Origin of the sequence: Streptomyces nitrosporeus (assembly GCF_008704555.1) — a bacterium.
Lineage (GTDB): Bacteria > Actinomycetota > Actinomycetes > Streptomycetales > Streptomycetaceae > Streptomyces > Streptomyces nitrosporeus.
In genome coordinates this window covers 5149598-5161520 of sequence record NZ_CP023702.1, presented here as the reverse complement: position 1 = coordinate 5161520, position 11923 = coordinate 5149598, and the positions used below count along the sequence as shown (strand labels likewise).

The window sequence follows — 11923 nt, the reverse complement described above, 5'->3', positions numbered from 1 at the left end:
GCCGGAACTCTGCCCGCGCCCTCCCCGTACGGCCCGCACCTCCTCGCGCCCGGCGCTCCCGCCCGGCCTGAACTCTGTCCTTACACCGGCCTTCACCTGACCTGTGTGGAGCCCCAAGGAGCCGATCAGATGGCCATCTTCTCCAAGTCGAACGTGCCGCAGTTCTCCGTCGAGGTGTACCAGAACGAGTACCTGCCCGAAGGCGGGCGCGAGGTCAACGCGATCGTCACCGTCACGTCCACCGGGGGCGGCACCACCGGCGGGGAGCCGCTGTCCGACGCGCCGGGCTCCGGGTCCCGCGGCCCGGGGCGGGGGCCGGACGCCGCCGTGGTGCTCATGGTGGACTGCTCCGGCTCGATGGAGTACCCGCCGACGAAGATGCGTCACGCCCGGGACGCGACGGCGGCGGCCATCGACACGCTGCGGGACGGCACACGGTTCTCGGTGGTGGCGGGCACCCACGTCGCCAAGGACGTGTATCCGGGCGACGGCGCCCTGGCGACGGCCGACGCCGGGACCAGGGCCCAGGCCAAGGAGGCGCTGCGCGGGCTGAGCGCGGGCGGCGGTACGGCGATCGGTACCTGGCTGCGGCTGGCCGACCGGCTGCTGGGCGCCGCCGACGTGGACATCCGGCACGGCGTCCTCCTCACCGACGGGCGCAACGAGCACGAGTCGCCGGAGGACCTGCGGGCGGCGCTGGATGCCTGCGCGGGCCGTTTCACCTGTGACGCCCGGGGTGTCGGGACCGACTGGGAGGTGAAAGAGGTCACAGCGATCGCCTCCGCGCTGCTCGGCTCGGCCGACATCGTGGCCGATCCCTCGGGACTGTCGGCGGACTTCACGCGGATGATGGAGGACGTGATGGGCAAGGAGGTCGCGGACGTGGCGCTGCGGCTCTGGACCCCCGTCGGCGCGGAGATCGCGTTCGTCAAGCAGGTGGCGCCCACGGTCGTCGACCTGACCGGCCGGCGCACCGCGGCGGGCCCCCGGGCGGGGGACTACCCGACCGGCTCGTGGGGGGACGAGTCCCGGGACTACCACGTCTGCGTACGGGTTCCGGAGGCCGGCATCGGACAGGAGATGCTGGCGGTCCGGGTCTCGCTGATCCTGCCGGCCACCGCTCCCGGTGAGCCGCCCCGGCCCCTGTCGCAGGGGCTCGTGCGGGCGGTGTGGACCGATGACATGACCGCGTCCACCTCGATCAACCCGCAGGTCGCCCACTACACGGGACAGGCCGAACTGGCACAGGTCATCCAACAGGGCCTCGACGCGCGCAAATCGGGAGATTTCGACGGCGCGACCGCCAAACTGGGCCGTGCGGTGCAGCTCGCGTCCGCCTCCGGAAACGCGGATACTGCGAAACTGCTTTCGAAGGTGGTCGACGTCGTCGACGCGGCGACCGGTACTGTGCGACTGAAGGCGAAGGTGGCGGAAGCGGACGAGATGACACTCGAGACACGCTCGACCAAGACCGTCCGCGTCAAGAAGTAGCCGCTGAGACGACAGAGCATGACGGCCCCTGGGGCCGGACGAGGAGAGGGGGACGCGCCGACATGCCGACCTGCCCGAACGGACACCAGTCGGGTTCCGAGGACTGGTGCGAGGTCTGCGGACATCGCATGGCCGGGGTGGGCGCGCCTGCGGGCGCCGTTCCCCCGCCTCCGCCGCCCGCCGCCGGTTACGGCTACCCGCAGGGCCCTTCCGGGCCCGGCGAGCCGACCGCGCAGGCCGAGCTGTGCCCGCAGTGCCGTACCCCGCGTGAGGCGATGGCGCCGTTCTGCGAGGAGTGCCGCTGGAACTTCCTCACCAACACGGCGACGTCGTACACCCCGCTGGCTCCGCAGCCCGGGGCGCCGGGCGGCCCGGTGCCGGGGCTGAACCTGCCGCCGGGTTTCCAGGCGCAGCAGGGCCCGCCGCCGCAGCAGCGCGACCCGTTCGAGTACCAGAGTTCGCGGCCCTCGCAGGTGAACCGGCCGGCCGAGCCGCTCGCCCCGGAGCAGGGCGGTCCGCCGCCCCCGCCGTCGTTCCAGCAGGGGCCTCCGCCTCCGCCCGCGTTCCAGCAGCAGTCGCCGTCCCCGTTCGACCAGCAGGGCCGTCCCGGCGCCCAGCCGCCCTCCGGCCCGCAGGGGCATCCCGGCCCTCAGGGACACCACGGTCCACAGGGGCATCCCGGGCCTCAGGGGCACCCCGGTCCGCAGGGGCACCCCAATCCGCAGGGCGGGCCCGGCGGGCCGTCGCCGTTCGAACCGCAGCGCCAGGGACCGCCGCCGGTGTTCCAGCAGCAGGCGGGTCCGGCCGCCCCGCCCCGCCCGCAGGCTCCCGAGGCGCCGCGGCCGGGGGGCGACGACGACTGGATGCTGCCGCCGCCCTCGCAGCAGCAGCCGCCGCAGTCCTTCCAGCAGGGGCCTCAGGGGCCGCAGGCTCCTCCCGGCGGTCCGGCGCCGCAGCCCGGCCAGGGCCCGCCGCAGCAGTTCCCGGGGCAGGGCCCGGGTCAGCAGGGCGCGGGCCAGGGGCCGGGACCGGGCACGTGGACCGCGGTGATCGCACCGGACCGGGAGTACTTCCTGGCGATGATGCAGCGGAGCGGGCCCGAGGCCACAGGGCTCAACCTGCCCGCGTACTCACCGGAGCAGCGTCTGGCGCTGGGCGGCAACCAGGTCACCATCGGCCGGCGCCGGCACAGCACCGGGGAGTCGCCCGACATCGACCTCGCCGTGCCGCCGGAGGACCCGGGCGTCTCGCACCAGCACGCGGTGCTGGTGCGGCAGCCGGACGGGAGCTGGGCCGTGGTGGACCAGAACTCCACCAACGGCACGACCCTCAACGGCGCCGAGGACCCGATCCAGCCGTACGTCCCCGTCCCGCTCCAGGACGGTGACCAGGTCCATGTCGGTGCCTGGACGACGATCACGGTCCGCCGCGACTGAGCCCGGCCCCGGGCGGCCGTGCGCCCGGGGCCGGCCGGCCCGGAGCGGGGACCTAAGCCCTCCGTACTCGGCCGGTGCGTCTGCGACCATGGACGGGTGACTGAGATTCGGCGCGACACGCTTCAGGAGCAGACCTTCTACGAACAGGTCGGTGGCGAGGAGACCTTCCGGCGCCTGGTCCACCGTTTCTACGAAGGCGTCGCGGACGACCCGCTGCTGCGGCCGATGTACCCCGAGGAGGATCTGGGCCCGGCCGAGGAGAGGTTCGCCCTCTTCCTGATGCAGTACTGGGGCGGTCCGCGCACCTACAGCGACCGCCGGGGGCATCCCCGGCTGCGGATGCGGCACGCCCCGTTCCGGGTGGACCGTGCGGCGCACGACGCCTGGCTGGGCCACATGCGGACGGCGCTCGACGAGCTGGGGCTCTCCCCCGAGCACGACCGGCAGCTGTGGGACTACCTCACCTACGCCGCCGCCTCGATGGTCAACACCGCCGACTGACCACCCTCTCCCCCGCCCGGACCGTGAGCGGGGGCGGGGGCGGGGACAGCAGGCCACCGCAGACCCTCGCAGGTCACCGCGGGCCGGCCGCCGCCGTCCGGCGGTTTCCGGAATGCGGTACTCCGGCACCGGATAACGGTCACGATCCCGTCAAATGCGCCTCCGGGCGGTTTCCAAGCGCTCTGCCCTCTGAAAGCATCCGGGGAACGTCGGGGGGCGTGTGACTGCTGAGGTACGGGGGATCGGGTGACGGGGTTCGTCTTTCTGCGGGTGCGGGCGCACCGGCTCCTGCTCGCCGCCGCCCTGCTGGCCGTTCTGCTCACCACCTGCGTGCTGGCGGCGCTCACCGCGTTCTCCGGTTCCATAGGCGACGCCGCGCTGCGGCACACGCTCACCCACCGGTCCGCCGAGCCCGCGTCCCTGGTGGTGTCCGCAGGGGTGGACCTGGAGGACCGGGCCGAGGCGGACGCGGCGGTGCGCCGGGCCGCCGGGGAGACCTTCGACGGGCTGCCGGTGACCGTGCGGCAGCTGGCGGCCTCCGGCCCGTACGCGCTGCCCCGTTCGCCGGGGGACGGTGCCGCCCGGCGTGGCGAACCCGACCTCACGCATTTCGCCTCGCTCGACCGCAGCCGGGTCCGGCTCACCGCCGGGCGGATGCCCGAGGCCGGGGCGGGGCGGAAGGACCGTCCGGTGCAGGTCGCGCTGCCCCGGGCCGCCGCCGAGGCCCTGGAGCTGGAGCCGGGCGCACGGCTCCGGCTCACCGAGAGGCTGAAGGGGCAGCCGCTCCGGATCGAGGTCACCGGCCTGTACGAGCCGGCCGATCTGGCGGACCCCTACTGGCAGTTGGACCCGCTGGAGGGGCGCGGTGTCCGCGAGGTCGTCTTCACCACCTATGGGCCGCTGCTCACCGATCCGGCCGTGATCGGCTCGGGCCGGGTCACCGTCGACCGGATGTCCTGGCTGGCCTCGGCCGACTTCCGGGGGCTGACCACCGACCGGACCCGGTCCCTGAGCGAGGCGGCGACCGAGGGCCCCGAGGCGCTGCGGGCCGTGCTCGGTGACGGTGCCACGGTGCGTACGTCGCTGCCGACGGTCATCGGCCAGGTCGAGCGGGCGCTGCTGGTGGCCCGTTCCACGATCATGATCGTCGCGGTCCAGCTGGTCCTGCTCGCCGGGTACGCGTTGCTGCTGGTGGCCCGGCTGCTGAGCAGTGAGCGGGCCGGGGAGACGGAGCTGCTGCGGGCCCGGGGCGCCTCGCGGCGCCGGATCGCGGGACTGGCCGCGACGGAGGCGCTGCTGCTCGCGGTGCCCGCCGCCGTGGCCGCCCCGTTGCTCGCGGGGCCGCTGACCGGTCTGCTGGCCGACCGCAGCGGGCTGACCGGGCTCGGTCTGCGGCTGGCGGGCGGGGCGGGCGGGACGGTGTGGCTGGTGGCCGTGGGCGTCGCGCTGGTGTGCGCGCTGGCGGTGGTGGCGCCCGCGCTGGGGGCGGGTGCGGACGGGGTCCGGCGGGCGAGGGCGTCCGCGCTGCCCGCCCCGGTGCGCGCGGGCGCGGACCTGGCCCTGCTGCTGGTCGCCGGGGTGGCGTACTGGCAGCTGAACCGGCAGACCGGGGCCGGTGGCGCGCTCAGCGGGGACCGGGAGGGCGAACTCGGTATCGATCCGCTGCTGGTGGCGGCGCCGGCGCTGGCGCTGCTGGCGGGCACGGTGCTGACCCTGCGGCTGCTGCCGCCGGCGGCCCGGCTCGCGGAGCGCCGTGCGGCCGGCGGCCGGGGGCTCCAGGCGGCGCTGGCCGGCTGGCAGTTCAGCCGCCGCCCGCTGCGGGGCGCGGGACCGGTGCTGCTGCTGGTGCTGGCCGTGGCGACGGGCATGCTGGCGATCGGCCAGAGCGCCTCGTGGGACCGTTCGCAGCGGGACCAGGCGGACTTCCGGTCGGGTGCCTCGGTGCGGATGACGGCCGGGCTCGGCAACGACCCGGCGAAGGCCGCCCCGTACACGGAGCTGCCCGGGGTACGGGACGCGGCGGCCGCGTACCGTACGACGGCGGAGCTCTCGGGCGGGCTGACGGCCACCGTGCTGGCTCTGGACACGGCGCACGCGGGCGAGCGGATGCTGATGCGCGAGGACCTCGCGGGCACCGCCCCGCAGGAGTTGTACGACGCGATCGCTCCTCCCCGGACGGCGCGGGCCGGGCTGGTGCTGCCCGAGGGCAGCACCCGGGGGCTGTTCGAGCTGAGCATCCGCGGCGACGCGGCCGGGAAGGGGCCGGAGTCCGGGCCGGCTCCGCTGGTCAGCGTGCTGCTGGAGGACCGTTACGGCATCGGGTACCGGACCGGTGTGGGGCCGGTGCCCGCGGACGGGCGCCCGCACACGCTCTCCTTCCCCGTGTCGGCGGCGGGCCGCCTGGCCGTCACCGGTTTCGAGCTGGACACCGAGGTGCCCGGTTCCCCCGGGACCCGGCTGGTCTCGCTGACGGGTCTGCGGGGGCAGGGCCCGGACGGCGCCGAGCGCCCGGTGGCGTCCGCGGACGCGGTGCGCTGGCAGGCCGCGACGACGCTGACGGCGTCGGGCGAGGAACAGCCCGGTGCGAAGCCCGCGGCGGTGACGGACTCCGGGGCCGCGCCCTCCTTCCGCTACGCCACCGGCTCCGCCTCCCGGGCCGCTCCCGGCTTCTTCGAGCCGCCGGTGCACACGCTGCGGGTCACCGCGCTGCGTCCCGCCGCCCCCGCGCTGAAGGCGGTCGCCACCGACGCCTATCTGAAGCACTCGGGCGCGGAGCTGGGCCAGGAGGTCGATCTGGTCCTGGCCGGGAACACGGTCCGGGTGGAGCTGGTGAAGGCGGTGCGTGAGCTGCCCACCACCGGGGCCGGCTCCGGGGGCGCCGGTGCGGCGGGCGGCCCCGGGGAGCGGTCGTCGGTGACGCCCGGCGGGAGCGTGCTGCTGGATCTGCGGGCCGTCTCCGAGGTGCTGGCGCACCGGGCCGGGGCCACGCTCGCGCCCACCGAGTGGTGGCTGAGCACCGCGCCCGGGGGCGGGGCGGAGGTCGCCGCCCTGCTGCGCGGGCTGCCCGGGACGGACCCGGCGCAGGTCCTGGTGCGTGACGAGACCGCGCGGGAGCTGGCCGACGATCCGCTGGGCGCCGGCCCGCAGTCGGCGCTGCTGGCGGTCGCGGCGGTCGCGGCGGCGCTGGCCGCGGTCGGTTTCGCGGTGGGGATGGCCGGTTCCCAGCGCGAACGGACGGCGGAGTTCGCGGTGCTGCGGGCGCTGGGGGCTCCCCGGCGTGGTCTGGCGCGCATGGTCGCCGTCGAGCAGGGGGTGCTGATCGCCCTGGCGGTGCTGATCGGCCTGGCGCTGGGCGCGGTGCTGACCCGGGCCGTCGTGCCGCTGGTCGTGCTGACCGGGCAGGCCGCCCGGCCGGTGCCCGATGTGCTGGTGGTGCTGCCGCCCGGGCAGGTGGCGGTGCTGCTGACCGCGGTCGCCGCGCTGCCGCTGCTGATCGTCGCGGCGCTCACGCTGCGCCGGTCCGATCCCGCGGTATCGCTCCGCCACCAGGGGGACAACTGACATGAGGACCGCCAAGGTTTCCGCCGCCTGCGCCCCGTGGGTGCGTACCCGGCTGCGTACCGCCCCCGGCATCACGGCCGCCCTCGCGGTCCTGGTGCTGGTGACGGCCTTCCTCGCCGCCGCGTTCCCGCGTGCGGTGGACGCGTACGGGACGGAGGCGCTGCGCCGTGAGGTGGGTACGGCGCCGCCGGGGCAGAGTGTGCTGGAGGTGACCTCGCCCCCGCCGCCGCTCGGCGAGCCGCTCCCGGCCCGTGAACAGGCGCTCCGCGAGGAGCCGTTGTCCGGGATCCACCGCTCCCTGCTCGCGTCGCTGCCGGAGCCGGTGCGCGCCGACGCGGAGGACTCGTCGTACGGGGTGCACACGACCAAGGGGATGGTCGCGACGGAGCCGTGGCTGCCCCGCCCGAACGCGGCACCCCCGCAGTTCCGTTACGCCGCCCCGTCGGCGCTCGACGAGCACAGCACGCTGACCGCGGGCCGGTGGCCGGCCGTGCGGGGCGAGGTGACGGCGAAGACCGGTGAGGTGGAGGCGGCCGTCACCGTGGAGACGGCCGCGGAGCTGGGGATGGAGCCGGGCTCCACGATCGCGGTGCCCACCCAGGGCGGGCAGCCGCTGACGGTACGCGTCACCGGTGTCGTGGAGCCGCTGCGGCCCGGAAGCGGCTACTGGGCGGTCGACCCGCTCTACCGCGCACCGTCCCTGGTCCAGGACCCGGGCTCCCCGACCCCGGTCTACTACTGGACGGCGGCGCTGCTGCTCGCCCCGGACGCCGGGCCGGTGCTGCTCGACACGACGGGTGAGCCGGAGCTGTACTGGCGGCTCGCCCCGGACGCCTCGGGGCTCACCGCGACGGACGTGCCGCGGCTGCGGTCGGCGCTCGCCTCCCTGGAGAACGGCCCCGGGCTGCTGGAGCTGCGCTCGCTGATCGGCCCGAACACGGCGCTGCTGACGAACCTGGACGCGCTCGTCGACTCGTACACGGCGACGCGTGAGGCGATCGACCCGGTCGTCACGGTCGCCGCGGTGGGGGTCGGGACGGTGGCCGCCGTGGTCCTGCTGATGACGGGCGGGCTGATCGGCGGCCGCAGGCACGGCGAACTCGCCCTGCTGCGGTCCCGTGGCGCCTCCCTGGCCGGGATCGGCGGGCGGCTGCTCGCGGAGACGGCGGTGGCCGTGGTGCCGGCGGCGGCACTGGGCCTGGGGCTGGCGGTGGCGCTGATCGGTGAGGCCCGGTGGTGGCCGTCCGTCGTCGGTGCCGGTTCGGTGGCGGTGCTGGTCTGTGCGGCGCTGCCGGCGCGGACGGCCCTGGAGCACCGCAGGCCGTTGCTGCACGGTGCCCGTGAGGACGTCGTGGCGGCCCGGCCCTCGCGCCGCCGTACGGTCGCCGAGCTGACCCTGCTGGTCCTGGCCGTCGGCGCGGTCGCCGCGCTGCGCAGGCGCGGCACGGGCTCGGACGGTGACCTGCTGGTCAGTGCCGCTCCGGTCCTGGTCGGGCTGATCGCCGCGCTGGTCCTCGTACGCCTGTACCCGCTGCCGTTGCGGCTGGCGGCCCGTCCGGTGGCGCGGCTACGCGGGGCGGTCGGCTTCCTGTCGCTGGCCCGGGCGGGCCGGGCGTCGGCGAGCGGGACCCTGCCGCTGCTGGCCCTGCTGATCGCGCTGACCACGGCGTCGTTCGGCGGTTCGGTGCTGGCCGGGATCTCCGACGCACGGGACGAGGCGGCGCTGCGGGCGGTCGGCGCGGATGCCCGGATCAGCGGCGAGAGCCGTCCGGAGGCGCTCACCGACGGCCTGGTCGCGGATGTGCGCGCGGTGCGCGGTGCCGACGGGGTGGTGCCGGTGCGCATCGAGTACGCGAACCCGCTGAGCCCGGCGTCAAAGGCCCGTTCGGACACCCCGCGCGTGACGCTGCTGGGTGTCGAACCGGACGCCTACGCCCGGCTGGACCGGGCGGCGGGGCTGCCGTCCTTCTCCGCGGGTGTGCTGGCGGCCGGCGGCGAGGGGGACGCCCTGCCGGTGATCGTCTCGCCCTCGGTGGCCGGGAAGCTCGGTGACGGGCCGCACACCGTCCGGTCGTCGGGCGGGGACATCACGGTGCGGGTCGCCGGGGTCCTCCCACGCACCTCGGCGGTGGACTCCGACACGTTCATGATCGTCGACCGGTCCTCTCTGGAGGTGTCCGGTCCCACGACGCTGCTGGTCACCGGCGGCCGGCTGGACGGGAAGGCGCTGCGGGCGGTGGCGCACGACGCGGACGCGTCCCTCGGTGTGCGGCTGCGGGCCGAGGAGCGCGAGGCCCTTTCCGACACCCCGCTCCAGACCGGCGCGGAGCGCGTCTACGGTGCGGCGGTCGGCGCGGGCGCCGGTTACGCGCTGCTCGCCGTCCTCCTCTCGCTGCTGCGGACCGCTCCGGAGCGCAGGACGCTGCTGGCACGGCTGCGCACCATGGGCCTGACCACCGCGCAGGGCCGGCGGCTGCTGGCGTCCGAGGCCATGCCGCAGGCGCTGCTGGCCGCCGTGGGCGGGCTGCTCGTCGGCTGGACGGCCGTCGTCCTGCTGGCGCCGGGGATCGACCTGGCCGCACTGGCGCTGGCCGATGCGGGCCCCGCCGCGGCGTCCACCGCGTCGCTGCGGGCCGACCCGGTCTCACTGGTCCTCCCGGCCGTCGGTGTGGTCCTGCTCACCGCCGGTGTGGCGGGGGTCCAGGCATGGTGGGCGAGCCGTCGCGGATCGATCAAGGAACTCAGGGCAGGAGACACCCGATGACGTCATCGTCGACAGAGACCACCCTGGCGGAACTCGAACAGCGGGCCGCCGCACGCCGCGACCGGCCGTCCTACGGCCACGACGCGCTGATCACCTGCGACCGGCTGGTCCGCATCTTCTCCGCCGACGGGGTGGAGGTGCAGGCGCTGCAGGGCCTGGACCTGCTGGTCTCCGAGGGTGAGCTGATGGCCCTGGTGGGGGCGTCGGGCAGCGGCAAGTCCACCCTGATGAACATCCTGGCGGGCCTCGACGTGCCGACGGCCGGGTCCGCGAAGGTCGCCGGCTGCGACCTGCTGGCGATGGGGCCCAAGGAGCGGCTGCGCTACCGCCGGGACGTCGTCGGCTTCGTCTGGCAGCAGACGGCCCGCAATCTGCTGTCGTATCTGACGGCGGTCCAGAACATCACGCTGCCGATGCAGCTGCGCGGCAGGGGCGCGACCCGTGAACGGGCCGCGCGGGCCGAGTCGTTGCTGCGGATGCTGGAGGTGGAGGACTGCCGGGACCGCCGGCCGTCCCAGATGTCCGGCGGGCAGCAGCAGCGGGTGGCGATCGCGGTGGCGCTCGCCAACAACCCGTCGGTACTGCTGGCCGACGAGCCGACCGGTGAGCTGGACTCCGCCACCGGCGAGCAGGTCTTCGCCGCGTTCCGCCGCGCCAACGAGGAACTCGGCACGACGATCGTGATCGTCACCCATGACCAGGCGGTGGCGGACGAGGTGCGCCGTACGGTCGCGATCCGCGACGGCCGGACCTCCTCGGAGGTGCTGCGCCGCACCGAGGTGGACGAGGCGACGGGCCAGGAGTCCCAGGTGGCCCGGGAGTACGCGATGCTCGACCGGGCCGGACGGCTGCAGTTGCCGGCCGACTACACGGCGGCCCTGGGCATGGAGCACCGGGTGATGCTGGAACTGGAGCAGGACCACATCGGCGTCTGGCCCGACGCGCCCGCTTCCCCCGGCGCGTCCGACGCGCCCGACGCCCCCGGCCCGTCCGGCTCCCCGGGCGCGTCCGCCGGGTAGTCCGCCCGCCCGGGGGCGGATCAGTGCGTGTGGGGGCGCCGGACCGTGACGGCGAGGGTGCCGAGGCCGCCGTCGGGGCCTCGCAGGGCGATCGAGCCGTAGGGGGTGCGCAGGCGCAGCCACGGTCCCGCGGTGAGCAGTGCGACCGGGAAGCCGGGGGTGCGGCGCAGGAAGCCCAGGGACTGGGCCGCGTGGACGGCCCGCAGCGGGAGCCGGGTGTCGCCGAGCGTGCGGGACCAGATGTCCCGGCCGATCAGCTCGCGCTCCTCACGCGTACGCCGTCCCTCGGGCAGCGCCGCGTCCCTGGTCCGGAACTCGGCGACGGCGGCCTTGAGCACGGCGCCCAGGTCCGCCGGCGACGGCAGCCCGGGGCGGGCGGTCCAGCCGCCGCGCGGGGGCAGGACCCCGGACCACGGCGGGCCGGTGACGGCCCCGGGCAGCACGGCGGCGGTGCCGGCCGCTCCGGGCCCGGAGCCGTCGGGGCCCAGCGCTTCGAGGAGTTCACCGGCGGAGACGGTGACGTCGAAGGCGTGGTCGTCCGCCAGCCGGGCCGTACGGATCGCGAGGACCTCGAAGGACGGCGGCCGGCCGAACACCGCGAGGGTCCCCCCGCCCGCCTGGAGCCGCACCGCCGCGGCCCGGTCGTAGTGGAGCAGCCGGCCGAGGAAGGCCGCCAGGTCGGCGGCCTCCCCCGGGTCGGCGAACTGCAGCGGCCGTACGGACACCGTCATGCGGCAGCGGGCTCCTGATCCAGATAGTCCTGGAGGAAGAGCCGTTCCTCGGCGGTGATCCGCCGGGGCCGGCCCGCGGCCAGGTCGTAGGGCACGACGACCGTCGAGGCCCGCACGTACACCTGGTCCGGGTCCTTGATCTCGTACGAGATCGTCAGCGAGGCGGCGTTGATCCGCGTCACCCAGGACTCGACGGTCACCGGCGTGTGCCGGTGGACCAGGGGGCGTACGTAGTCGATCTCGTGCCGGGCCACGACCGATCCGCCGGAGAAGGACGGCGAGCCGTCCCCCGGCGCCAGCCGGAACATGAAGTCGATCCGCGCCTCTTCCAGGTACCGCAGGAAGACCACGTTGTTGACGTGCCCGAAGGCGTCCATGTCCGACCAGCGCAGCGGGCACGCGTAGATGTGACGCGCCACG

Annotated in this window: 8 protein-coding genes; 6 read left to right on the top strand and 2 right to left on the bottom strand. The window is 75.5% G+C overall.

Annotated features, from left to right (window positions below):
- Positions 1-129 precede the first annotated feature (129 nt).
- The 6 genes from CP967_RS22830 (at position 130) to CP967_RS22805 (ending at position 10772) form a co-directional block, all read left to right on the top strand.
- Positions 130-1491 carry a vWA domain-containing protein gene (locus CP967_RS22830; protein ID WP_150489752.1) on the top strand — a complete coding sequence of 454 codons (1362 nt, stop codon included), beginning with the start codon at positions 130-132 and terminating at the stop codon, positions 1489-1491.
- Positions 1492-1553: 62 nt separating this feature from the next.
- Positions 1554-2927, top strand: a complete 1374-nt coding sequence (locus CP967_RS22825; RefSeq protein WP_150489751.1) for an FHA domain-containing protein — start codon at positions 1554-1556, stop codon at positions 2925-2927.
- Positions 2928-3023: 96 nt separating this feature from the next.
- The gene (locus CP967_RS22820) at positions 3024-3428 is read left to right on the top strand and encodes a globin (protein ID WP_150489750.1); all 405 of its coding nucleotides are present in this window, start codon (positions 3024-3026) and stop codon (positions 3426-3428) included.
- 246 nt (positions 3429-3674) lie between these two features.
- The gene (locus CP967_RS22815) at positions 3675-6989 is read left to right on the top strand and encodes an ABC transporter permease (protein ID WP_150489749.1); all 3315 of its coding nucleotides are present in this window, start codon (positions 3675-3677) and stop codon (positions 6987-6989) included.
- A 1-nt stretch (position 6990) separates the two neighbouring features.
- Positions 6991-9753, top strand: a complete 2763-nt coding sequence (locus tag CP967_RS22810; RefSeq protein WP_150489748.1) for an FtsX-like permease family protein — start codon at positions 6991-6993, stop codon at positions 9751-9753.
- Positions 9750-10772 (top strand): ABC transporter ATP-binding protein, encoded by a 1023-nt coding sequence (locus CP967_RS22805; RefSeq protein ID WP_229888226.1) that lies wholly within the window; start codon positions 9750-9752, stop codon positions 10770-10772. The genes CP967_RS22810 and CP967_RS22805 overlap by 4 nt, the downstream gene beginning before the upstream one ends.
- A gap of 20 nt (positions 10773-10792) precedes the next feature.
- On the opposite strand, the gene CP967_RS22800 is transcribed toward CP967_RS22805, so the two are convergent.
- Positions 10793-11503 carry a DUF8010 domain-containing protein gene (locus tag CP967_RS22800; RefSeq protein WP_150489747.1) on the bottom strand — a complete coding sequence of 237 codons (711 nt, stop codon included), beginning with the start codon at positions 11501-11503 and terminating at the stop codon, positions 10793-10795.
- Complete coding sequence (locus CP967_RS22795) at positions 11500-11922, bottom strand: acyl-CoA thioesterase (RefSeq protein ID WP_150489746.1); 423 nt, start codon at positions 11920-11922, stop codon at positions 11500-11502. Before CP967_RS22795 ends, CP967_RS22800 begins: the two co-directional genes overlap by 4 nt.
- Position 11923: the final 1 nt, after the last annotated feature.

Bases quoted from the DNA above. Each gene is read 5' to 3' on its own strand.
- CP967_RS22830 (WP_150489752.1), top strand. From the start codon at position 130: ATGGCCATCTTCTCCAAGTCGAACGTGCCGCAGTTCTCCGTCGAGGTG.
- CP967_RS22825 (WP_150489751.1), top strand. From the start codon at position 1,554: ATGCCGACCTGCCCGAACGGACACCAGTCGGGTTCCGAGGACTGGTGC.
- CP967_RS22810 (WP_150489748.1), top strand. From the start codon at position 6,991: ATGAGGACCGCCAAGGTTTCCGCCGCCTGCGCCCCGTGGGTGCGTACC.
- CP967_RS22805 (WP_229888226.1), top strand. From the start codon at position 9,750: ATGACGTCATCGTCGACAGAGACCACCCTGGCGGAACTCGAACAGCGG.
- CP967_RS22800 (WP_150489747.1), bottom strand. From the start codon at position 11,503: ATGACGGTGTCCGTACGGCCGCTGCAGTTCGCCGACCCGGGGGAGGCC.